This is a genomic window from Streptomyces sp. NPDC031121 (assembly GCF_055570615.1).
Genome location: NZ_JBVIGV010000008.1, coordinates 113597 through 135239, shown reverse-complemented (window position 1 = coordinate 135239; position 21643 = coordinate 113597). Strand labels below are relative to the sequence as shown.

Below are 21643 nucleotides of genomic sequence, written 5' to 3'. Positions count from 1 at the left end.
ACCCGCGCGCCGCGACGGCGTGTCGGGCGGTGCCGGGCGAATCGCCGTGCAGGGCCGCCGCGTTGGCCCGCGGACCGCCAACGGGCGCAGGGTGCGGCGCCGTTCGGGCGGGTGCGGCCCGGCGGTTACGAGTGGCCGAGGTCCGCGGCCGGGAGGTCCGTCGACGGCACCGAGCCGGTGTCGGGGGCGGGCCGCAGCGGGAACTCGTCCGCCGCCATCGAGTCGAGCACGGGCGGTGCGGGCCGCAGCGGCTTCGGCATGACGGCGGCCTCGGAGTGCCCGCCGCAGCCGTACGAGAGGGAGACCAGGTGGCCGTCGGCGGGCCCGAACTCGTTGGCGCAGACGCCGAAGGCCTGGCCGAGGGAGCCGCCGATGGCGACGAGGAAGCCGCAGGAGACGCAGGAGGCGGGCGCGGCCTGCGCCATCGGGGTCTTCGCGCCGTAGGCCTCGTCCCAGCGGTCGGCGGCGGAGTGCAGCCCGTACCGGGACAGGACGCGGGCGCGCCGCATGCCGAGCTCCTCCGCGACCGCGGCGATGGAGCCGCGGACGGGGACGGCGGTGCGGTCGGTGACGTCGGCGTCCTCCGCCTCGACGAGCTCGGCCATCTCCGCGGAGACCGCCGAGTTCGGCGGCGGCGCGTCCTCACCGGTGAAGCCGGGCTCCAGCCGCAGGTCGTCGGCGTCGGTGGGGAGGAGGTCGCCGGGGCCGAGGTCGCCGGGCCGCAGGCGCTCGCTCCACGGCACCCATTCGGGGGCGAGGAGGGCGTCGGATCCGGGAAGGAGCACCGTTTCGTCGAGGGTGACGTACTTCGCACGGGAGGCGCGCGCCACGGTGACGGCCCACCGCCAGCCGCGGTAGCCGGGGTCCTTGCACTCGAAGAAGTGCGTGACGACGCGGTCGCCCTCCGCGACCATGCCTACGTGCTCGCCCACGATCCCTGGCGCGGCGAGCTCCTCGGCCGCCCCGCGGGCGAGGTCCACCGCCTCGGCGCACAGGCGGTCGGGGGTACGGCTTCGCGTCGTCGCAGCACTCACAGGTCTCGTTCTCTCCTACGCCGTCTCACGAGTGCGCCGTCCGTACCGTCGTCCACAACGACCCGTCGGTCCTGTCCGTGCGAAGCGCGGGCGGAGCGGACCAGAGGGCCGCGTCGACGTCCGCACCCGATCGGTCCCGGGCGCACCTACCTGCCATCCATTCTGCGGGATCGCGGAGAGGCGCGCCGCCAAGAGCAACCGCCGGTGGCGCGCTACGCACGCTACCTCCTCCGGAGCCCCTCGCCCACATGCAAGGTCCGATTCGCGGACAAGGCCGCGGCACGGACGCGACCGGCCGGCGGCCGCGGGCCGCCCCCGCGGGGGTGCCGGGGCGCGCCCGGAGGCCCCGGGGCGCGGGTCGGCGCCGGGCCGGTGGGGCAGTATGTCGGGTGTGGCACCCGAACGGTCGTCGCGGCGCGGCCCGGGACCGGCCAGGCGGGCCGGCCGGGCCGTCGGGCGCGCCCTGCACCTGCCGGTGACCGGTGCGGCGCGCGGGATCCGGCGGGCGACGCACGCGCACGGGGCCGGCGAGTCGGGCCTGGGCAAGCTGATCGAGCTGCACGCCGTCAACGGCGCCGGCGACGTGATGATCACGGTGGCGCTGGCGTCGACGGTGTTCTTCTCCGTTCCCACGGACGAGGCGCGCGGCCGGGTCGCCCTGTACCTGGCCATCACGATGGCGCCGTTCACGCTGCTCGCCCCGGTGATCGGCCCGCTGCTGGACCGGCTGCCGCACGGGCGGCGCGCCGCGATGGCGGGGGCGATGCTGGCGCGGGCGCTGCTCGCGCTGACGATGTCCGGGGCGGTCGCCACGGGCGGGATCGAGCTGTACCCGGCGGCGCTGGGCGTGCTGGTGGCGTCGAAGGCGTACGGGGTGGTGCGCAGCGCGGTGGTGCCGCGGCTGCTGCCGGCCGGGTTCTCCCTGGTGAAGGCGAACTCGCGGGTGACGCTCGCGGGCCTGCTGGCCACGGGTGCGGCCGCGCCGGTCGCTGCGGGACTGCACTCGATCGGGCCGCCGTGGCCGCTGTACGGGGCGTGCGCGATCTTCGTGGGGGGTACGGTCGCGGCGTTCCGGCTGCCGCACAAGGTGGACGAGGCCAAGGGCGAGCGGCGGGCGCTGCTGTCGACGCACGAGCCGCGCTCGCGGCGGCCGGGCCTGCGCACCGTCAGCCGTTCGGTGCTGTGCGGGCTGCTGGCCAATGCGGCGATGCGCGCCCTGTCCGGCTTCCTGATCTTCTTCCTGGCGTTCCTGCTGCGGGAGCACCCGCTGTCCGGGCAGAGCGCGGCGGTGTCGCTGGGCGTCGTCGGCGTGGCGGCGGGCCTCGGCAACGCGTCGGGGACGGCGGTGGGGGCGTGGCTGCGGGCGCGGGCCCCGGAGGCGATCATCGCGTCGGTGCTGTCGCTGGCGCTGGGGGTGGCGGTGCTGGCCGCGGTGTTCTTCAGCGGGGTGCTGGTGGCCGTGCTGGGTGCGACGGCCGGGTTCTGCCAGGCGCTGGCGAAGCTGTCGCTGGACGCCACCATCCAGCGGGACGTCCCGGAGTCGGTGCGGACCTCCGCGTTCGCCCGGTCGGAGACGCTGCTCCAGGTGGCGTGGGTGCTGGGCGGGGCGATCGGGATCGCGCTGCCGCTGAACGGGGTGCTGGGCATGGCGGTGGCCGCGGTGATCGTCGCCGCGGGGACCGCGATGGCCGTACGGGGCCTGCTGTCGGCCCCCCGCGCCGGCCGTCCGGGCTCGGCCCGGACACGTGCGGCGTGACGCCGCCTGCGGCGGGGTGTGCGGCGGCCGGGTGGCGGTGTGCGGCGGGCGGGGGAGGGAGCGGGGCGGCGCGCCGCAGGTCGGCGGGACCCCGTGCGGCGGCCGGGGCGACCGGCCCGATAGCCTTCGGCTCATGACCGCACCGCTTATCTCGGGTAAGGGCCGCCGCAGCGTCGCGGCTCTCGGAGCCGTGTCCGCCGGCCTCCTCCTCCTTTCGGCCTGCGACAAGCCGACGCCGCTCGCGACCGTGACGGTCGGCACGTCGTCGGTGTCCGCCGAGGCCGCCTGCCAGGACTCCCAGGAACTCTCCATGGAGAAGGTCCAGGAGTGCCTCACCGACATCAAGGACGCCAAGACCATCGACTACGGCCGCGGCGACACGCTGCGCCTGGGCGTCGAGCCGGAGGTCGTCGAGGACGGCAAGCGGTGGCAGGCGGTCCTGGACGGCCAGCCGATCACCGAGCCGTCCTCGAACACCTACCGCAGCTTCCCCGGCGCCGACATCTTCGCCACCGGCGGCCAGGGCGAGGCCCCGTCCTCCAAGAAGCTGAACATCGTCCAGGTCAGCGCGGACGGCAAGCCGCTCGCCGTCTGGGCCTACAACGTCAAGCTGAAGTAGCCGCGCAGGCGACGGTGCGCGCGCTCATCGTGACCGCGGTGGCGGCGGAGGCGGACTCCGTCGCCGCCGGGCTCACCCCTCACCCGGATCGGGCGGCGACGGAGCCGCGCGCCCTGCCGGGCGGCTACGCCGTCCTGCGCCGCGACCTGCCGGGGCTCGCCGCCGACGTGCTCGCCGGGGGCGTAGGACCGGCCGCCGCGGCGGCCGCGGCGGCCACGGCGCTCGCGCTCGGCGACTACGCGCTCGTCGTCTCCGCGGGGATCGGCGGCGGCTTCGCGCCCGCCGCCCCGCCCGGCTCCCTCGTCGTCGCCGACGCGATCGTCGCCGCCGACCTCGGGGCCGACACCGCGGACGGCTTCGTCCCCGTGCAGGAGCTCGGCTTCGGGCGGAGCGTGCACCTGCCGCCGGCCGAGCTCGCCGCGTACGCCGCGGAGGCCTCGGGGGCGCTGCCGGCGCCCGTCCTGACCGTCTCCACCGTCACCGGCACCGCCGAGCGCGCCGCCGCCCTCGCCGCCCGGCACCCGTCGGCCGGCGCCGAGGCCATGGAGGGCTTCGGGGTCGCCGAGGCGGCCGCGGCGCACGGCCTGCCGGTCCTGGAGGTGCGCGGCATCTCGAACGCCGTCGGCCCGCGGGACCGGGACGCCTGGCGGATCGGGGACGCGCTCGCCGCCCTCACCGCGGGATTCCGCGCGCTGGGGCCCGTACTCGTCCACTGGGGAGAGCAGCATGAGCACCGCCGTGAGCACCGCGGCCGACCGTGATCCGGGCGCCGCGCTGAGGATCGCGTACTCGCCCTGCCCGAACGACACGTTCGTCTTCGACGCGTGGGCGCACGGCCGGGTGCCGGGCGCGCCCGCCCTCGACGTCACCTTCGCCGACATCGACGTCACCAACGGCATGGCCGAGCGCGGCGAGCTGGACGTGCTGAAGGTGTCGTACGCGGTCCTGCCGTGGGTGCTCGGCGAGTACGCGCTGCTGCCGTGCGGCGGCGCGCTGGGCCGGGGCTGCGGGCCGCTGGTGCTGGCCCGCGAGCCGGGCCTGGACCTGGCGGGGCGGACGGTCGCGGTGCCGAGCGAGCGGTCCACCGCGTACCTGCTGTTCCGGCTGTGGGCGGCGGACGTGCTGCCGGGCGGGGTCGGCGAGGTCGTCGTGCTGCCGTTCCACGAGATCATGCCGGCGGTGCGGGACGGGCGGGTCGACGCGGGGCTGGTCATCCACGAGGCGCGGTTCACCTACCGGGACTACGGGCTGCACCGCCTCGCCGACATGGGCGAGCACTGGGAGACCGCCACCGGCCTGCCGATCCCGCTCGGCGCGATCATCGCCAGGCGCTCGCTGGGGCCCGAGACCCTGCGCGTGCTGGCGGAGTCCGCGCGGACCTCGGTGCGGATGGCGTGGGACGACCCGGAGGCCTCCCGGCCGTACGTGCGGGCACACGCGCAGGAGCTGGACCCGGCCGTCGCCGACCAGCACATCGGGCTGTACGTGAACGAGTTCACCGCCGACCTCGGTGAGGACGGCTACGCCGCGGTCCGCGGACTGCTGACGCGGGCCGCGGCGGAGGGGCTGGTCCCGGCGGTGGCGCCGGACGCGCTCGCGTTCCCGTAGGCGCCCGCCCCCTGCCCCGGCGGGGGCACGCGGGTGCCCCGCCGCTCGTCGGGAGCGGCGGGGCACCGGGGCGGGCGGGAGACGGCCGGCGCGGGGCCGGCGGCGGCTCAGACGTCCAGCTGGTCGGCGACCGCGCGGAGCAGGCCGGCGATCTTCGTGCCGTGGCCCTTGTCGGGGTAGCGGCCGCGCTCCAGCATCGGCGTGATGTTCTCCAGCAGCGTGGTGAGGTCCTGCACGATCGACGCCAGCTCGTCCGGCTTGCGCCGCTGGGCGGCCGCCACCGACGGCGCCGGGTCCAGCACCGTCACCGACAGCGCCTGGTCGCCGCGCTGCCCCGCGACGACGCCGAACTCGACCCGCTGGCCGGGCTTGAGGGCGTCGACCCCGGCCGGGAGTACCGACGAGTGCACGAAGACGTCGCCGCCGTCGTCTCGGGAGAGAAAGCCGAAGCCCTTCTCACTGTTGAACCACTTGACCTTGCCGGTGGGCACGTCCGTCCTCTGTCCTTGTGCTCGTCGGGTCCGGGGGGCCGCCGCGGCGGCTCCGGATAACAGCGCAGCGGGCCATGGGTGACCCGCCGACTCCAGGCTAGTGGGCGCTGAGCAGGTGACAAGACGTTCCCCGGTCCTTCACCGGCTCTTCGGCTGTCGGCCGCTCAGGCCAGGGAACTACCCTGGCGGGGTGACTGTTACTCCTCACCCCGACGAACCGCGGCCCGGCGACGGCCTCGTGAAGGCCGGCGGCGTCGTGTTCATCGCGGGCGCCCTGGCCACGCTGGCCACGATGGCCCCGCTGTTCCTGGACATCGACCCGTTCCCGCCGTACGCCTGGGCGGTCTGCATGCTGATGGGCGTCGGCTTCGCGATCTCCGCCGCCGGGGTCCTGCGGTCGGCGGCGGCCCAGCGCCGTGCCGCCCGCGCGGCCGTCGGGGCGGACCGGCAGGCGTAGGACCCGGGGGTCGGCGCGGGCCCCGGCGAGGGGCCGTCAGGGGTTCCGGATGCGGGCGAATCCGGCCAGCCAGACCGGCAGGGCCGTCAGGTCCGGCAGGACGACGTCCGCCCCCGCCTCCCGCAGCTCCCGCTCCGGGCACGGACCCGTCGCCACCGCGACCGACACCGCGCCGGCCGCCCGCGCCCCGCGGACGTCCCCGACGTGGTCGCCGACGTACACCTGCGCCCCGTGCTCGCGCAGCGCCACCGCCTTCGCCTCGGCCCACAGCCAGCCGACGACCGCATCCGGGCGGATCCCGAGGTGCTCCAGGTGGAGGCGGGCGTTCGGCTCGTGCTTGGCGGTGACGACGACGGTGCGGCCGCCGAGCTCCCGGACCGCCTCCACCGCCTCCCGGGCGCCGGGCAGGGCGTGCGTCGGCTCGATCGCGAAGGCCGGGTAGATCTCCCGGAAGCGGTCGGCCATGGCCTCGACCTCCGCCGGCGGGAACCAGTGCGCCAGCTCCTCGGCGAGCGGCGGCCCCAGCCGGGAGACCGCGGCGTCGGCGTCGATGTGCGCACCCGTCTCGGCCGACAGCGCCAGGTAGGCGGCCCTGATGCCGGGCCGGGAGTCTATGAGGGTCATGTCGAGGTCGAACCCGACCGTCAGGGGGGCGGGCGCGCCGCCGTCGGCGTCGGCGGGCCCGGCGGGTGCGGCGGTCGTCTCGGAGGTCATGCCGGCCATTGTGCCGAAGGGGGCCCGGGCGCCGTCAGGGAGCCGTCGGGGCGGGAGTGCTCCGGGGCGGACGTCGTCAGCGGCGGCGGGAGCGCCACAGGAGGTACGCCGCCGACGCGACGGCGGCCGTCCTGGCCAGCCAGGGCCACATGCCCTGGAACACCGCGGCCGCGCTGCCGTCGGCCAGCGGTGCGCCCCACCTGCCCTCCAGCCGGCCCCACAGCCACACCACCGCCCCCGCGAACACCGCGCCCGGCACCCCGAAGACCACCGCCTTGCGCTCCGCCGGCCCGAGGACGCGGGAGGCGTACGCCAGCAGCCAGCCGCCGGCCAGCAGCAGCCAGGAACCGGCGGCCGCGCCGGCGACGAGGACGGCCGCGGCGAGCAGCAGGAACGCGTGCGGCCTCGGGCGCGCGGCAGCCGCGGCGGGGGCGACCGGCGCGGCGGGGGCCGCCGGGGCGGCCCTGCGGGCCCGGCGGCGTTCCCGCAGGTGGCCAAGGAGGGTCTGCTTCCGGTCCTGCTCCGGCTCCTGCTTCCGGTCCCGCTTCCGGTCCTGCTTCCGCTGCGGGGCCTCCTTCGCCGAGGCCGGCCCGCCGCCCTCCCGGTCCTCCGGGCGGGAGAACAGCTCGGGGATCTCCACACCGCCGGCGAATCCCTCCACCTGCGGTCCCGTCCCGTACGGGCCCGGCGCGACCCGCCACCAGTCGGGCTCCGCGCCGCCGTCGGACCCGAGTTCGGCGAGGCCCGCCAGGTGCGGCGGCGCCGGCGCCTGTGCCGCAGGCGGCTCCGCCGGCGCGGCCGGTGCCGGCCTGGGCTGCCGCCGGCGGGCCGGGCGGTCCGGGCGGTCCGGGCCCCGCTGGGCCGGTACGGACGCCGCGGCCTCCTCCGGGTCCGCGGCCGGACCCGGCCCGGGACCGGCGCCGTCGACGACCTCCTCCGGGGTGCCGAGCCGTTCCAGGATGCGCCGCACCGCGGCCGGCGTCTCCGGCTCGTACCTGGCCCGCCGGCGGTCGATCTCGTCCCGCAGTCCCGCCACCAGCCGCATCCGGTCGCCCGACGGCAGCTGCCGCTGCTGCGCCAAGTCCCCGACGCGGCTCAGATATTCGTAGACGAGGTGGTCGCTCTCGATCCCCATTCCCGCATCCTCCCTGGCGCCCTGCCCGAAAGGTAGCGCGTGCGCCCGTGGAGCCCGCGACGGCGCAGCGGATACCGTTGGCCGGATGGGGACCGGCCGACGCGACCAGGAGGCGACCGTGCCTGAACCGAGCAGCACCGCAGCAAACGGCGCCCCGCGCTCCCTCGCCGAGGCGCTGCGCGGCCGCGACGACGCGGCGCTGGCGGCCCTGCTGCACGCGCGCCCGGACCTCCTCAGCCCGGTGCCGGGCGACGTGACGCAGCTCGCCACCCGGGCCGGCACCCGCGCCTCGGTGGTGCGCGCCCTGGACCGGCTGGACCGGTTCGCGCTCCAGACCGCGGAGGCGCTCGCCGTCGCCCCGGACCCCTGCCCGTACGGGGTGCTGGAGACCCTCCTCGCCGGGACCGGCGGGGACACCCCGGACAACGGCACCCGCGCCGCGCTGCCCCGCGCCCTCGCGACCCTGCGCGACCAGGCCCTCGTATGGGGCGGCGACGAGCAGCTGCGCCTGGTGCGCACCGCCCGCGAGCTCCTCGCGCCCTCCGCCTCCCGCCCCTCCCCGACCGGCCTCGGCCCGACCGTCGCCGAGGCCACCGCCGGGATGTCGCCGACGCGCCTCCAGGAGATCGTCGCGGCGGCCGGGCTGCCCGCCACCCACGACCCCGTTTCCGCGGTCGCCGCGCTGACCGGCCTGTTCACCGACCCGGCGCGGATGTCCGCCCTGCTGGACCAGGCCCCGCCCGAGGCCCGCCAGGTGCTGGACCGGCTCGTGTGGGGGCCGCCGTACGGGGAGGTCACCGCGAACCCGACACCGCCCGTGCGCTGGCTGCGCGACCGCGGCCTGCTGCTGCCCGCGTCGACGCGGACCGTGGTGCTGCCCCGCGAGGTCGCCCTGCACCTGCGCGGCGGCCTCGCGCACCGCGCACCGGAGCCGGTGGCGCCGGAGGTGGCGGTGCAGCGCGAGCACCGTCCACAGCTTGTGGACGCCAACGCGGCCGGGCAGGCGCTGGCCGCACTGGCCACCGCCGAGGAGCTGGTGAAGTCCTGGGAGCACGCCGGCCCGCCCGTGCTGCGCGCCGGAGGGCTGTCCGTACGCGACCTGAAGCGCACCGCGGCCGCCCTCGACGCGGACGAGACGACCGCCGCGTTCTGGATCGAACTGGCCTACGCCGCCGGGCTCCTGGCCGCCGACGGCGAGGTCGACGAGCGGTACGGGCCCACCCCCGCCTTCGACGACTGGCGCGAACTGCCGCCCGCCGAGCGGTGGTCGGCCCTGGTCCGGGCGTGGCTGCCCGCCAGCCGCACCGCCGGCGCCGTCGGCGAGCAGGACCCCAAGGGCCGCACCCTCGCCGCCCTCGGCCCCGGTCTCGACCGGTCCGCGGCGCCCGAGGTCCGCCGGCGCGTCCTCGAACTCCTCGCCGCGCTCCCCGAAGGCGCCGCCCCCGACCCGCAGGCCCTCCTCGACCGGCTCTCCTGGGAACGGCCCGTCCGCGGGACGAGCGAGCTCCGGGCCCGCCTCGCCGGCCGGACCCTCACCGAGGCCGAACTCCTCGGCGTCACGGGCCGTGGGGCGCTCTCCGCACCCGGCCGGGCCCTGCTGGAACACCGCGACCCGGCGCAGCCGCTGGCACCGCTGCTGCCCGAGCCCGTCGACCGCGTCCTGCTCCAGGCGGACCTGACGGCCGTCGCCCCCGGCCCGCTGGCCCGCCCGCTCGCGGACGTGCTGGCCGTCCTCGCCGACGTGGAGTCCAAGGGCGGGGCGACCGTCTACCGGTTCACGCCCGGCTCGGTACGCCGCGCCCTCGACGGCGGCCACACCGCCGCCGACCTGCACGCCTTCCTCGCCGAGCACAGCGCCACCCCCGTCCCGCAACCGCTGTCGTACCTGATCGACGACGTGGCCCGGCGCCACGGCCGGCTGCGGGTCGGCGCCGCCTCCTCGTACGTCCGCTGCGACGACGACGCCCTGCTCGGCGAGATCCTCGCCGACAAGCGGTCCGCCTCCCTCGGCCTGCGCCGCCTCGCACCGACCGTGCTCGCCGCGCAGGCCGAGCCCGGCGCGCTGCTCGACGGGCTGCGGGCCATGGGCTACGCCCCGGCCGCCGAATCGCACACCGGCGACGTGCTCGTGGCGCGGGCCGACGCCCGCCGCACCCCGGCGCGCGCGAGGCCCGTGCCGGTGCCGGAGGGGCCGCCCGTACCGGACGAGACGCTGCTGGCGGCGGCCGTACGGGCCATCCGCGCCGGCGACCTCGCGGCGACGGCCGTACGCAAGGAGCCGGCGGCCGCCGCGGCGGGCGGCGGGGCCGGGGCTGCGGCTGCGGCCCCGGGAGAGCTGCCGCGCACCAGCGCCGCGGAGACCCTGGCCACCGTGCAGGCGGCCGCGCTGACCGGGTCGGTCGTGTGGATCGGGTACGTGAACGCGGAGGGCGCGGCCAGCCAGCGCGTCATCGCCCCGGTGCGGGTGGAGGGCGGCTTCGTCACCGGCTACGACCACACCGCCGACGAGGTCCGCACGTTCGCCCTGCACCGCATCACCGGGGTCGCCGAACTCGCCGACGACCAGGTCTGACGGGCCGTCGGCCGGGCGGAGGCGGGCGAGGGCGCGCCCGCCGCGAAAACCGGTGGCCGCCGCGCGCGTCCGCCCCGCAGGCTGGCCCCATGCACGACACCGCAGGCCCGGCGCCCGAGCAGGCCGCCGCCCCCGTCCCGTACCGGCAGATCCGCGCCGCCCACACCGCCGACACCGTCACCGTGTACCAGGCCTACGCGCCCTCCCTCGGGCTGCCCGCGGCCCGCGACGGCCGCTTCCCGCCGGCCTGGAAACGCGAGCGGATGACCTGGATCAAGCCGTCGTTCCTGTGGATGATGTACCGCTGCGGCTGGGCGACCAAGCCCGACCAGGAGACCGTCCTCGCCGTCGAGATCACCCGCGAGGGCTTCGACGACGCGCTGCGCCGGGCCTGCCTCTCGCACTACGAGCCCGGCACCCACCCCGACCGCGAGGCGTGGCGGCAGGCGCTGCGCACCTCCCCGGTCCGCGTCCAGTGGGACCCCGAGCGGGACCTGCGCCTGCACCCGCTGCCCCACCGCTCGCTCCAGTTGGGACTGTCCGGGCCCGCCTCGCGCGCGTACGCCGACGCCTGGACGGTCTCCATCCGCGACGTCACGCCGCTGGCCGCGGAGATCCGGGCGCTCGTGCGGGCGGGCGACCTGGCCGCGGCGCGGGCTCTGCTGCCCGCCGAGACGCCGTATCCGGCGGGGCCGCTGGAGCACCTGGGGGCGTAGGCCGGAAGCCCGCCGAAAAGCGGAGTGGCTCATACCGTTCTTGCAGGTCAGAGGTGGTGCGCGCTACCGCCGGGGCTGTTGCACAGCGGTGACAAACGGGGGTTGGATTGGTGATCCACACCATGTGAAGATCGGTACATCGCAACGGCGGCCGCCGCAGAGGCAGGTCCCGGCCGGGAGCGACATCCCGCACCCCGCCCCTCGCGCGTCCGCCGCACCTCGGCATGCCCACCCCATCCGATTCCCCGGGAAGATCCGCCATGTCCGCTCGCACCGCCGCCCGCCGCCCCGCCCTCGCCGCGGCCGCCACCGCACTCGTCGCCGCCGTCGCCGGCACCGTGCTGATGCAGCCGGCCGCGTACGCCGTCCCCACCGCGGACGGCGGCAGCCTGAAGATCTCGCTGGGCGCGCCCGTCCCGGACGCCCCGCTCACCCGCGGCGGCGCGACGAGCACCTTCGAGCTGACGGTGACCAACCCCTCCGACAAGGCCGCGCCTTTCCACCCGTGGATCCACGGCCTGCCCGCCGGCCCCAGCCTGCTCCGGGCCGAGGACGTGGCCTTCAAGGTCGAGGCGGCCGACGCCCCGGCGACGACGTCCTCCATCGGAGGGCAGGACGGCGAATGGCAGGGCGTCTTCCACCCGCAGGGCGGGAAGGCCGGCGACGGCTTCGAGGTGCCTGCCAAGGGCAAGCTCAGCTGGAAGGTGACCGTCGGCCTCGGCAAGGGCTACCCCGGCAACAACGGCGACCTGACGCTGCAGGCCTCCACGTACGCCAGGGAGCTGGCGCCCGGCGGTGCCGCCTCCCTCACCTTCAAGACGGACCCGGCCGTCAAGGCCGAGAAGTTCACCAGCGCGTTCACCCCGGCCACCCCCTGCGAGGGCAGCACGGGCGCCGACTGCCGCGAGCTGGACCTGAAGTACCGCGCCAACGGTGAAGGCACCTTCGACACCGGCCTGGTGACGCTGCTGCGGATCAACGGCCCCAAGCCCGCCGACACCGACGGCCTGGAGGTTCGGGCCCGGGTGGACGGAACGTGGCGCCAGTTGAAGGGCGAGAGCGGCAACCTCGAGCTGCTGCGCATCGCCGAGGGCTTCGGCGCGGCCTCCGGCGAGCGCTCCGTCCGCGTCCAGGTCAAGCTCGGCCCGAAGGCGAAGCTGACACAGCGCACCGAGTTCGACGTGACCGCCGAGTTCCGGCACACCGAGGGCAACCCGGCGCCGTTCCACTCCGCCATCACCAAGATCCAGCTGGCGCCGGCCACCCCGGCCTCGCCGTCGCCTTCGCCGAGCCCGAAGCCGAGCACCTCCGCGACGGCCTCCCCCTCGCCGTCCCCGTCCACCACCGCCACCGCCACGGCGGCCACCACGACCACCTCGACCACCACCCCCGGCGGCGCCTCCGGCACCCTCGCCGCGACCGGCGCCGACTCCCGCACCGGCCTGTTCGCCGCCGTGTCCGCGGCGCTGATCGCCACCGGCGGGGCCGCGGCCTGGCTCGGCGCCCGCCGCCGCAAGGCCACCCACTCCTGACCCACCCGACCCACCGACCCGACCCGGCTCGACACCCCCGCCGCACACCCCTGACACCCCGCGGCACCCCGGAGCGCCCGGCACCTGCGTGCCGGGCCCTCCGGACGTTCACCGGGCGGCGTACACGATCCGCCCCGGCTCGAACGGCCAGGCCTCCGCCAGCCACCGGGACACCGCCTCGTACAGCGGCCGGTCCAGCGCGGCCCGGTCGGCCCGCACCCAGGAGCTGACCTGCACCCGGTCCGGGTCCTTCCGGCCCGGGTAGATGTAGACGCAGCCGATGACGTCGTCGCCGTCCAGGACGCTGTACGTGAACCCGGTCCGAGCCGCGAAGTCCCGTGCGTGCCGGGCCAGATCGGCGAGGTTCTGCTCGGCGGACATGCCCTCGGGCGGCGGCCAGGCGCCGTCGCCGAACCCGGGCGTGGCGCGCACGTGCCCGATGCTCCCGCTCCAGGCCGCGAGGTCCCGCTCGTTGTGCCGCTCACCGAGCGGCTCCAGCCGGAACCCGTCGCCGACCAGCCCCGCCGGCACCTCGAACCCGTCGGGCACGAAGGAATCGTGATCACTCATGCGCCGACCCTAGGCACCGCCCGGCACCGACCCGCCACCGAATTTCCCGCACTCCGGCCCGCGCCGCGATGCGGCAGACTGGAGGTTTGGCCGCCCGTAAACGGGGGGTCACTCTGCCGGAAGGACTCACGCCAGGTGAACGGGCCTCTCATCGTACAAAGCGACAAGACACTCCTGCTTGAGGTCGACCACGAACTCGCCGGGGCCGCGCGCCGTGCCATCGCCCCGTTCGCCGAACTCGAACGGGCCCCCGAGCACATCCACACCTACCGGATCACGCCGCTCGGCCTGTGGAACGCGCGGGCCGCCGGGCACGACGCCGAGCAGGTCGTCGACGCACTCGTCGAGTTCTCCCGCTACCCCGTCCCGCACGCCCTCCTCGTCGACGTCGCCGAGACCATGGCCCGCTACGGCCGCCTCACCCTGTCCAAGCACCCCGTGCACGGGCTGGTGCTCACCACCACCGACCGGCCCGTGCTGGAGGAGATCCTGCGGTCCAAGCGGGTCGCGCCGCTGGTCGGCGCCCGCATCGACCCCGACACCGTCGCCGTGCACCCCTCCGAGCGCGGGCAGATCAAGCAGACGCTGCTCAAGCTCGGCTGGCCCGCCGAGGACCTCGCCGGCTACGTCGACGGCGAAGCCCACCCGATCGAGCTGGAGGAGGACGGGTGGGCGCTGCGCCCCTACCAGCAGCAGGCCGTCGAGGGGTTCTGGCACGGCGGCTCCGGTGTCGTCGTCCTGCCGTGCGGCGCCGGCAAGACGCTCGTCGGCGCCGGGGCGATGGCCAAGGCCAAGGCGACGACGCTGATCCTGGTCACCAACACCGTCTCGGCCCGCCAGTGGAAGCACGAGCTGGTGCGGCGCACCTCGCTCGGCGAGGACGAGATCGGCGAGTACTCCGGCACCCGCAAGGAGATCCGGCCCGTCACCATCGCGACCTACCAGGTCCTGACGACGAAGCGGAAGGGCGTCTACCCGCACCTGGAGCTGTTCGACTCCCGGGACTGGGGCCTGATCCTCTACGACGAGGTGCACCTGCTGCCCGCGCCGGTGTTCAAGTTCACCGCCGACCTCCAGGCCCGCCGCCGGCTCGGCCTGACCGCCACGCTCGTCCGCGAGGACGGCCGCGAGTCGGACGTGTTCTCGCTGATCGGGCCGAAGCGGTTCGACGCCCCGTGGAAGGAGATCGAGGCGCAGGGCTACATCGCCCCCGCGGACTGCGTCGAGGTCCGGGTGAACCTGACCGAGTCGGAGCGGCTCGCGTACGCGACCGCCGAGACGGAGGAGAAGTACCGCTTCTGCGCGACGACGGCGACGAAGCGGAAGGTCACCGAGGCGCTCGTGCGCAAGCACCGCGGCGAGCAGACCCTCGTCATCGGGCAGTACATCGACCAGCTCGACGAACTCGGCGAGCACCTCGACGCGCCCGTCATCAAGGGCGAGACGTCCAACGCGCAGCGGGAGAAGCTCTTCGACGCGTTCCGCGAGGGCGAGATCAGCGTCCTGGTGGTGTCCAAGGTCGCGAACTTCTCCATCGACCTGCCCGAGGCGACCGTCGCCATCCAGGTGTCGGGGACGTTCGGGTCCCGGCAGGAGGAGGCGCAGCGCCTGGGCCGGGTGCTGCGGCCGAAGGCGGACGGGCACGAGGCCCGCTTCTACTCGGTCGTCGCGCGCGACACGATCGACCAGGACTTCGCCGCACACCGGCAGCGGTTCCTGGCCGAGCAGGGCTACGCCTACCGGATCATGGACGCCGACGACCTGCTCGCGGAGGGCTGACCGGGCCCGCGGCCGGGCGCGCGGAGCCGCCCCGCCGCGGGCCGCGGGCGGGCCGGCCCGGTCGGCCGGAACGCGGCGCCCTGGCGGGGCAGGCCGGCGCGGGCCGCGAACGCGAGGGCCGGGACGGCCCACACCCACAGGTGCGGCCAGTACGGCAGCAGGTCGGGGCCGGCCGCGGCGAGCCGGGCCCAGAACGCGGCGGACTCCTCGGGCAGGACGAGCAGCCCGAGCAGCGCCGTCCCGGCGAAGGCGGCGAGCGCGGTCAGCCCGGCCCGGACCCGCCCGGTCAGCAGCAGGTACGGGACGAGCACCGCCGGCGCCAGCGTGATCCCGGCGGCGGTGCCGACGCCGAAGCCCTTCCCGAGCGCGCCGCCGGGCCGGCCGAGGTCCCACAGCACCAGGCAGGCGAGCGCCAGGTTGACCTGCCCGGGCAGCAGGCTCTGGAACAGCGGCTCCACCCACAGCCCGGCGGTGGTCGCGGCGAGCAGGGCCGCCGGCCCGGGCCGCAGCCCGGCGAGGCGGCAGGACAGCAGCACGAGGAGGGCGAGCAGCCCCGCGTTGCCGAGGACGAAGACGGCCTTGAGGATGCCGGTCGGCAGCCAGGCCGCCGGGGTGAACATGATCGCGGCGAACGGCGGATAGGCGGCGGGCGGGCGCCACTCGGCGGCGGAGAGCCCGTCGGCGAGGCCGGCGACGAGCGAGTCCGCGGCGGGGACCCGCAGCAGGACGCACAGGACGCCGAGGGCGAGGAGCGGAGCCGTGACCAGCACGCCGGGCAGGGCTGCCGGCGCGGGGCGGAAAGGGGCGCGGGGGGTCACGCGCGTGACCCTAGTGGATCAACGCGGGAGGACCGCCGGAATCCGGACGCCGACGACGCCCGGGCGGGCCGCCGGTGAGGCGCGGGACGGGTCGCCGGCGAGGCGGGGCGGCTCGCCGGGGTCAGCGGCGGGCCACGCCCGCGTCCTCGGCGAACTCGCCCATGACGACCACGCTGACGGCCGCGGCGGCGAACACCTTCACGGCGCGCAGCGCGTTGCCTATGAGGTGGCGGTGGGGGCCGGAAGTGGCTGCGGTGGCGCCGCTCGGGCGGCCCCCGGGGACCGGGGTGAAGGTTGCGGTGCTCATGTCTCCATGGTGCGTTCACGGGGGCCGGGCGCGCATCGCTCGCGGGGCTGAACCGCACGGGCGCTGGCCTCCTCCTGACGTCCCATGCCGGACCGCGGCCCCCACCCGCAGGTCTGACACTCCGAGGTAGGGGACCCGTACGGGGGAACGGGCCGCCGGCCCCGCCCCGGCGGCGAATTCCGTTCGCGCGGGCGGGGGCTGCTGACTACAATCTCCGCTTCCGCCGCCTCCCGCAGCCCGACCGGGGAGAGCGTCCGCCGCACGGAAACCGGCGGGCACCCGCATCGCACCGCTGACGCACCCGACCCCGCAGACCAGCAGCTGGAGGCCCTGCCGTGCCCGCGCACGCCCCCGAGTCCGCCGCCCCCGCAACCGCCGCGCCCGACGCGCACGCCGCGCCCGACACCGCGAACCCCTTGGCCCGCGAGCAGGCGCACCTGGCCGCCTCCCGCGCCGCGCTGCGCGCGATGCGCGCCGACGTGGAGGCCCTCGACATCCGCGACGTCACCGCGAACTGGGTCAACGCGCTCGTCCTCCAGGCGCAGATCGACGACCGCATCAAGGCGCTCGCCGACCTCGCGCACACCCCGCTGTTCTTCGGCCGCCTCGACTACCTGCACGCGCCCGGCGCGGACCTCGCCGAGGGCAGGGAGGGCGAGCAGTTCTACATCGGCCGCCGGCACGTCCACGACGCCGAGGGCGACCCCATGGTGATCGACTGGAGGGCGCCGGTCTCCCAGCCGTTCTACCGGGCGTCCAAGGCCGACCCGCAGGACGTCGCCCTGCGCCGCCGCTTCGGCTACACCGGCGGCGAGCTGACCGCGTACGAGGACGAGCACCTGTCGGACCCGGCCGAGGCGGCGACCGTCAGCCGGCTGCTCCAGCAGGAGATCGAGCGGCCCCGCGTCGGCCCGATGCGCGACATCGTCGCCACGATCCAGCCCGAGCAGGACGAGATCGTCCGCTCCGGGCTGTCGGGATCCGTGTGCGTCCAGGGCGGTCCGGGCACCGGCAAGACCGCCGTCGGCCTGCACCGCGTCGCCTACCTGCTGTACGCGCACCGGGAGCGGCTCGCCCGCACCGGCACCCTCGTCGTCGGCCCGAACCGCTCCTTCCTGCGCTACATCGAGCAGGTCCTGCCGGCGCTCGGCGAGCTGGAGGTCAGGCAGGCCACCGTCGACGACCTGGTGGCCCGCGACGGCCTGGAGGTGCGCGGCGCCGACATGCCGGCGACGGCCGTCGTCAAGGGCGACGCCCGGATGGCCGAGGTGCTGCGGCGGGCGGTCCGCTCGCACGTGTCCGAGCCGGCCGAGCCGCTGGTCGTCGTACGGGGCTCGCGCCGGTGGCGGGTGCCGGCGTACGAGCTCCGGGAGATCGTCTCCGAGCTCCTCGCCCGGGACATGCGCTACGGGGCCGCCCGCGACGCGCTGCCGCAGCGGATCGCGCACACGGTGCTGGTGCGGATGGAGCAGGCGGGCGAGGCGCCCGACGACCGGGTCCAGGACGCGGTCGCCCGCAACGCGGCGGTGAAGGCGGCCGTCAAGGCGGTCTGGCCGGCGGTCGATCCGGCGAAGCTGGTGCTGCGGCTGCTGTCCGACGCCGCGTTCCTGACCGCGCACGCGGACGGGCTCCTGACCGCGGAGGAGCAGCGGCTCCTGCTGTGGGAGAAGCCGCCCCGCAGCGTGCGCTCGGCGAAGTGGTCGCCGGCGGACCTGGTGCTGATCGACGAGGCCGCGGACCTGGTGGAGCGCACCCCGTCGCTGGGCCACGTCGTCCTGGACGAGGCGCAGGACCTGTCGCCCATGCAGTACCGGGCGGTGGGCCGGCGCTGCACGACGGGCTCGGCGACCGTACTGGGCGACCTGGCGCAGGGCACCACGCCGTGGGCGACCCGCGACTGGGCGGAGGCGCTGTCCCACCTGGGCAAGCCGGACGCGGCGGTCGAGGAGCTGACGGCGGGCTTCCGCGTGCCGCGGGAGGTCATCGCGTACGCGTCGCGGCTGCTGCCGTCGATCTCGCCGGGGCTGGCTCCGGTCTCGTCGGTGCGCGAGACGCCCGGCTCGCTGGCCGTGTCGCGGGTCGGGGACCCGGAGCGGCAGGCGGCCGAGGTGCTGGCCGCCTGCCGGGCGTCGCTGGAACGGGAGGGGTCGATCGGCCTGATCGCGGCCGACGCCCGGATCCCCGAGCTGGCACGGGCACTGGAAGCGGCCGGGATGGAGTGGCTGTCGCCGGGCGAGGAGACGACGGCGCGGTCGCGGCTGACGCTCGTCCCGGCGTCGCTGGCGAAGGGCCTGGAGTACGACTACGTGGTACTGGACGAGCCGGCCGCGGTGGTGGCCGGCGAACCGGACGAGCGGACGGGCCTGCGCCGCCTGTACGTCTGCCTCACCCGGGCCGTGTCGGGCCTGACCGCCGTCCACTCCCTGCCCCTCCCGGCCCCGCTCGCCGCCTGACACCACGACGGCGCGGCGGCGCGGACGGCGCGGCGGCGGGGCAGGCGGGGCAGGCGGGGCAGGCGGGGCAGGCGGGGCAGGCGGGGCAGGCGGGGCAGGCGGGGGTACGGTGCCGGGCCGGCCGCCCTGCCCGCGGCCCGGCCGCCCGCACCCGCGGCGGGCGGCTTACGCCAGGGCCGTGCGCCAGGCCTCGACGGCGGCCGGGCAGACGGGCCCGCCCCAGCCGTCCGGCCGGGCCGCGCCGCCGATGTGGAACGCGTCGACCCCGGCCGCCCGCAGCCCGTCCAGGTGCTCCAGGCGCAGCCCGCCGCCCACCATCAGCCGCGCCCCGTACCCCGGCTCGCCGCTGCGCCCGGCCTCCGCGGCGAGCACCGCCAGTCCTCCGTCGACGCCGTCCGCGGAGCCCGCGGTCAGGTAGGTGTCCAGGCCGGGCAGGTCCGCGAGCGCCTTCCGCGCCTGCTCCCGGTCGGCGGCCCGGTCGATCGCCCGGTGGAACGTCCACGGGCAGCCGTCCAGCTCCGCGACGACCGCCTCGACGGCGGCGAGGTCGGGGCTGCCGTCCGGGTTCAGGAACCCGAGGACGAACTCCCCCGCCCCGTCCGACCGCAGCGCCCGCGCCTGCGCGCCGAGCCGCTCCAGGTCCTCCGCGGAGCCGGCGGAGAAGCCGTCGGCGGCCCGGAGCATCACGCGCAGGGGGATGTCGACGGCGGCCCGGATCCGCGCGAACGTCTCCCGCGCGGGGGTGAGCCCGTCGGCGGCGATGTCGCTGACCAGTTCCAGCCGGTCCGCCCCACCGGCCTGGGCCGCGACCGCGTCCTCCGCGTCGAGGGCGATCACCTCCAGGACTGCACGGTTGCTCATTGGGCCCACTCCTCGGGAAAGCTGTTGATGGGAAAAATAGGTCTAGTCCAATATCCAGGGTACGGGGCGGCCCCACCCATCACCAGCACCTTCACGCCACCCACAATGTCCGCATGGACTCAGACAGGGCACCCGACTCCGCACCCGGCTCCGCCCCGGACGCCGCACAGGCCCACGCACCCGGCTCCGCCCCGGACGCGGGCGCCGCCGCCCGCCTCCGCTCCCGCTGGCTCGCCACCGCCGCCTCCGCCGGCGCCCCCGCCGACCGCGACCCCGGCCCCTACGCCGACCGCCTCCTCGCCGCCTGGTCGGAGCCCCAGCGCCGCTACCACACCACCGCCCACCTGGCCGACGTCCTCGCCCGGATCGACGTACTCGCCCCGCACGCCGCCGACCGGGCCGCGGTCGAACTCGCCGCCTGGTTCCACGACGCCGTCTACCGGCCCGACCGCTCCGAGAACGAGGAGCGCAGCGCCGCCCTCGCCGAACGCGCCCTGCGCGAACTCGGCATCGCCGAGGAGCGCACCGCCGAAGTGGCCCGCCTGGTCCGGCTCACCACCACCCACGACCCCGCCCCCGGCGACACCGACGGCGAGGTCCTCTGCGACGCCGACCTGGCCGTCCTGGCCGGCGACCCGGGCGCCTACGCCGCGTACGCCGCCGCCGTGCGCGCCGAGTACGGCTTCGTCCCCGACGACGCGTTCCGCGCCGGCCGCGCCGCCGTCCTGCGGCAGCTGCTCGCCCTGCCCCGCCTCTTCCGCACCCCGTACGGGGCCGCGCACTGGGAGGCCCAGGCCCGCCGCAACCTCGCCGCAGAGCTGGCCGCGCTCACCGGCTGACCGCCCGCCGCCCGCCGCCCGCCACCCGCCGCCCGCCGCCCGGGAATGCGATCACGCCCGCTCCGGTTCGTGAAAGGCATGCCCGAAGCCCAGCGAGACACCCGTCCCACCGCACCCGCCACACCCGCCGCCGTACCCGCCCGGACGGGGATGCCCGTCGCCGTCCACGTCCTCGGACTCGCCGTCTTCGCCCTCGGCACCAGCGAGTTCATGCTCTCGGGACTGCTGCCGCCCGTCGCCGAGGACATGGGCGTCAGCATCCCGCAGGCCGGCCTGCTGATCTCCGCGTTCGCCGTCGGCATGGTCGTCGGCGCGCCGCTGCTGGCCGTGGCCACGCTCCGCCTCCCGCGCCGCACCACCCTCATCGCGCTCATCAGCCTCTTCGGGCTCGGGCAGGTCGCGGGCGCGCTCGCACCCACGTACGCGCTGCTGTTCGCCTCCCGCGTCGTCTCCGCGCTCGCCTGCGCCGGCTTCTGGGCCGTCGGCGCGGCCGTGGCCATCGCGATGGTCCGCCAGGACCAGCGGGCCCGCGCCATGGCCGTCATGATCGGCGGCCTGTCCGTCGCGAACGTCCTCGGCGTGCCCGCCGGCGCCTTCCTCGGCGAGCACCTGGGCTGGCGCTCCGCGTTCTGGGCGGTCGGCGCGGCTTCCGCGGTCGCCCTCGCCGGCATCCTCGCCCTCGTCCCCCGCATCCCGCTGCCCGCGGAGCGGCCCCTCCTGCGCCGGGAGCTGCGGATCTACCGCGACCGCCAGGTGTGGCTGTCCGTCGGCGTGACCGCACTCGCCGCGGGAGGCGTCTTCTGCGCCTTCAGCTACCTCTCGCCGCTGCTCACGGACGTGGCCGGCCTGGACTCGGCGTGGGTACCGTGGGTGCTCGGCCTGTTCGGGCTGGGCGCGCTCGCCGGGACCGCCGTCGGCGGCCGGTTCGCCGACGCCCACCTCTTCGGGATCATGCTGGGGGGCATCACCGCCAGCACCGCACTGCTGGTCGCGCTGGCCCTGTCCGCGTCGTCGGCCGCGGCAGCCGTGGCCCTGTCCTTCCTGATCGGCTTCTCGACGTTCCTGACCGCCCCCGCCCTCAACGCCCGGATGTTCAACGTGGCCGGCGCCGCCCCGACCCTGGCCGGGGCCACCACGACCGCCGCGTTCAACCTCGGCAACACGGGCGGCCCCTGGCTCGGCGGCACCGTCATCGACGCCGGGCTCGGCTTCACCGCCACGGCGTGGGCGGGCGCGGCGATGACCGTCACCGCGATCGCCCTCGGCCTGACCGCCCTCCGCCTGGACCGCCGCCCCCGCCCGACCCGCATCGTCGCCTCGTCCGCCACCGCCACGGCCGGTGCCCGCGGCGCGGACCGCCCTACGGCGGACTGCACCTGACC

20 protein-coding genes are annotated in these 21643 nt (G+C 76.5%); 12 read left to right on the top strand and 8 right to left on the bottom strand.

Annotation, left to right across the window (positions count from 1 at the left end; translation table 11 throughout):
• Positions 1-125: 125 nt before the first annotated feature.
• Positions 126-1034, bottom strand: a complete 909-nt coding sequence (locus ACZ462_RS16660; RefSeq protein ID WP_467803520.1) for a DUF3027 domain-containing protein — start codon at positions 1032-1034, stop codon at positions 126-128.
• Between the two features lie 382 nt (positions 1035-1416).
• On the opposite strand from ACZ462_RS16660, the gene ACZ462_RS16655 reads away from it, so the two are divergent.
• The 4 genes from ACZ462_RS16655 (at position 1417) to ACZ462_RS16640 (ending at position 5017) form a co-directional block, all read left to right on the top strand.
• Positions 1417-2790, top strand: coding sequence for an MFS transporter (locus ACZ462_RS16655; RefSeq protein WP_467803521.1), 1374 nt, complete (start codon positions 1417-1419; stop codon positions 2788-2790).
• Between the two features lie 133 nt (positions 2791-2923).
• On the top strand, positions 2924-3409 hold the full coding sequence (locus tag ACZ462_RS16650) for a DUF2771 domain-containing protein (RefSeq protein WP_467803523.1): 486 nt from the start codon (positions 2924-2926) through the stop codon (positions 3407-3409).
• Between the two features lie 14 nt (positions 3410-3423).
• A complete protein-coding gene (locus ACZ462_RS16645) occupies positions 3424-4170 on the top strand; it encodes a futalosine hydrolase (RefSeq protein WP_467803524.1) in 747 nt (248 codons plus the stop codon).
• Positions 4136-5017, top strand: a complete 882-nt coding sequence (locus ACZ462_RS16640) for a 1,4-dihydroxy-6-naphthoate synthase (RefSeq protein WP_467803526.1) — start codon at positions 4136-4138, stop codon at positions 5015-5017. Before ACZ462_RS16645 ends, ACZ462_RS16640 begins: the two co-directional genes overlap by 35 nt.
• Before the next feature lie 107 nt (positions 5018-5124).
• Here the strand turns inward: ACZ462_RS16640 and ACZ462_RS16635 are convergent, their stop codons facing one another.
• The gene (locus ACZ462_RS16635; protein WP_125548056.1) at positions 5125-5508 is read right to left on the bottom strand and encodes a cold-shock protein; all 384 of its coding nucleotides are present in this window, start codon (positions 5506-5508) and stop codon (positions 5125-5127) included.
• 190 nt (positions 5509-5698) lie between these two features.
• Between ACZ462_RS16635 and ACZ462_RS16630 the strand changes: the two genes are divergently transcribed.
• On the top strand, positions 5699-5965 hold the full coding sequence (locus ACZ462_RS16630; RefSeq protein ID WP_467803527.1) for a hypothetical protein: 267 nt from the start codon (positions 5699-5701) through the stop codon (positions 5963-5965).
• Between the two features lie 36 nt (positions 5966-6001).
• On the opposite strand, the gene ACZ462_RS16625 is transcribed toward ACZ462_RS16630, so the two are convergent.
• Together ACZ462_RS16625 and ACZ462_RS16620 are read right to left on the bottom strand one after the other, a co-directional pair.
• Entirely contained in the window at positions 6002-6679 is a 678-nt protein-coding gene (locus ACZ462_RS16625) for an HAD family hydrolase (RefSeq protein WP_467803529.1), read from the bottom strand.
• Between the two features lie 76 nt (positions 6680-6755).
• On the bottom strand, positions 6756-7814 hold the full coding sequence (locus ACZ462_RS16620) for an HAAS signaling domain-containing protein (RefSeq protein WP_467803530.1): 1059 nt from the start codon (positions 7812-7814) through the stop codon (positions 6756-6758).
• Positions 7815-7899: 85 nt separating this feature from the next.
• Here ACZ462_RS16620 and ACZ462_RS16615 point away from each other — a divergent pair, with 85 nt between their 5' ends.
• From ACZ462_RS16615 to ACZ462_RS16605, 3 genes are all read left to right on the top strand, one after another.
• Entirely contained in the window at positions 7900-10386 is a 2487-nt protein-coding gene (locus tag ACZ462_RS16615; protein ID WP_467803532.1) for a helicase-associated domain-containing protein, read from the top strand.
• An 89-nt stretch (positions 10387-10475) separates the two neighbouring features.
• Positions 10476-11102, top strand: coding sequence for a DUF4291 domain-containing protein (locus ACZ462_RS16610; protein ID WP_467803533.1), 627 nt, complete (start codon positions 10476-10478; stop codon positions 11100-11102).
• A gap of 260 nt (positions 11103-11362) precedes the next feature.
• Positions 11363-12634: a hypothetical protein gene (locus ACZ462_RS16605; RefSeq protein ID WP_467803535.1), complete on the top strand. Its 1272-nt coding sequence runs from the start codon at positions 11363-11365 to the stop codon at positions 12632-12634.
• A 108-nt stretch (positions 12635-12742) separates the two neighbouring features.
• Here the strand turns inward: ACZ462_RS16605 and ACZ462_RS16600 are convergent, their stop codons facing one another.
• Positions 12743-13204 (bottom strand): N-acetyltransferase, encoded by a 462-nt coding sequence (locus ACZ462_RS16600; protein WP_467803536.1) that lies wholly within the window; start codon positions 13202-13204, stop codon positions 12743-12745.
• Positions 13205-13339: 135 nt separating this feature from the next.
• Here ACZ462_RS16600 and ACZ462_RS16595 point away from each other — a divergent pair, with 135 nt between their 5' ends.
• Complete coding sequence (locus tag ACZ462_RS16595) at positions 13340-14983, top strand: DNA repair helicase XPB (protein ID WP_467803538.1); 1644 nt, start codon at positions 13340-13342, stop codon at positions 14981-14983.
• Here the strand turns inward: ACZ462_RS16595 and ACZ462_RS16590 are convergent.
• Both ACZ462_RS16590 and ACZ462_RS16585 read right to left on the bottom strand, forming a co-directional pair.
• Positions 14941-15801: a glycosyltransferase 87 family protein gene (locus ACZ462_RS16590; protein WP_467803539.1), complete on the bottom strand. Its 861-nt coding sequence runs from the start codon at positions 15799-15801 to the stop codon at positions 14941-14943. The two genes, ACZ462_RS16595 and ACZ462_RS16590, sit on opposite strands and share 43 nt — an antisense overlap.
• A gap of 121 nt (positions 15802-15922) precedes the next feature.
• The gene (locus tag ACZ462_RS16585; RefSeq protein WP_467803540.1) at positions 15923-16108 is read right to left on the bottom strand and encodes a hypothetical protein; all 186 of its coding nucleotides are present in this window, start codon (positions 16106-16108) and stop codon (positions 15923-15925) included.
• Between the two features lie 335 nt (positions 16109-16443).
• On the opposite strand from ACZ462_RS16585, the gene ACZ462_RS16580 reads away from it, so the two are divergent.
• Complete coding sequence (locus tag ACZ462_RS16580) at positions 16444-18561, top strand: HelD family protein (protein WP_467803541.1); 2118 nt, start codon at positions 16444-16446, stop codon at positions 18559-18561.
• Positions 18562-18726: 165 nt separating this feature from the next.
• Here ACZ462_RS16580 and ACZ462_RS16575 read toward each other — a convergent pair whose 3' ends face one another.
• Complete coding sequence (locus tag ACZ462_RS16575) at positions 18727-19422, bottom strand: copper homeostasis protein CutC (protein ID WP_467803543.1); 696 nt, start codon at positions 19420-19422, stop codon at positions 18727-18729.
• Between the two features lie 113 nt (positions 19423-19535).
• On the opposite strand from ACZ462_RS16575, the gene ACZ462_RS16570 reads away from it, so the two are divergent.
• Together ACZ462_RS16570 and ACZ462_RS16565 are read left to right on the top strand one after the other, a co-directional pair.
• Entirely contained in the window at positions 19536-20261 is a 726-nt protein-coding gene (locus ACZ462_RS16570) for an HD domain-containing protein (protein ID WP_467803544.1), read from the top strand.
• 150 nt (positions 20262-20411) lie between these two features.
• On the top strand, positions 20412-21641 hold the full coding sequence (locus ACZ462_RS16565; RefSeq protein WP_467803620.1) for a Cmx/CmrA family chloramphenicol efflux MFS transporter: 1230 nt from the start codon (positions 20412-20414) through the stop codon (positions 21639-21641).
• The last annotated feature ends 2 nt before the right edge of the window (positions 21642-21643 follow it).

Coding starts and splice junctions, on each gene's coding strand:
- ACZ462_RS16650 (WP_467803523.1), top strand. CDS start 2,924: ATGACCGCACCGCTTATCTCGGGTAAGGGCCGCCGCAGCGTCGCGGCT.
- ACZ462_RS16615 (WP_467803532.1), top strand. CDS start 7,900: ATGGGGACCGGCCGACGCGACCAGGAGGCGACCGTGCCTGAACCGAGC.
- ACZ462_RS16605 (WP_467803535.1), top strand. CDS start 11,363: ATGTCCGCTCGCACCGCCGCCCGCCGCCCCGCCCTCGCCGCGGCCGCC.
- ACZ462_RS16575 (WP_467803543.1), bottom strand. CDS start 19,422: ATGAGCAACCGTGCAGTCCTGGAGGTGATCGCCCTCGACGCGGAGGAC.
- ACZ462_RS16655 (WP_467803521.1), top strand. CDS start 1,417: ATGTCGGGTGTGGCACCCGAACGGTCGTCGCGGCGCGGCCCGGGACCG.
- ACZ462_RS16620 (WP_467803530.1), bottom strand. CDS start 7,814: ATGGGGATCGAGAGCGACCACCTCGTCTACGAATATCTGAGCCGCGTC.
- ACZ462_RS16565 (WP_467803620.1), top strand. CDS start 20,412: ATGCCCGTCGCCGTCCACGTCCTCGGACTCGCCGTCTTCGCCCTCGGC.
- ACZ462_RS16610 (WP_467803533.1), top strand. CDS start 10,476: ATGCACGACACCGCAGGCCCGGCGCCCGAGCAGGCCGCCGCCCCCGTC.
- ACZ462_RS16625 (WP_467803529.1), bottom strand. CDS start 6,679: ATGACCTCCGAGACGACCGCCGCACCCGCCGGGCCCGCCGACGCCGAC.
- ACZ462_RS16600 (WP_467803536.1), bottom strand. CDS start 13,204: ATGAGTGATCACGATTCCTTCGTGCCCGACGGGTTCGAGGTGCCGGCG.
- ACZ462_RS16570 (WP_467803544.1), top strand. CDS start 19,536: ATGGACTCAGACAGGGCACCCGACTCCGCACCCGGCTCCGCCCCGGAC.
- ACZ462_RS16640 (WP_467803526.1), top strand. CDS start 4,136: ATGAGCACCGCCGTGAGCACCGCGGCCGACCGTGATCCGGGCGCCGCG.
- ACZ462_RS16585 (WP_467803540.1), bottom strand. CDS start 16,108: ATGAGCACCGCAACCTTCACCCCGGTCCCCGGGGGCCGCCCGAGCGGC.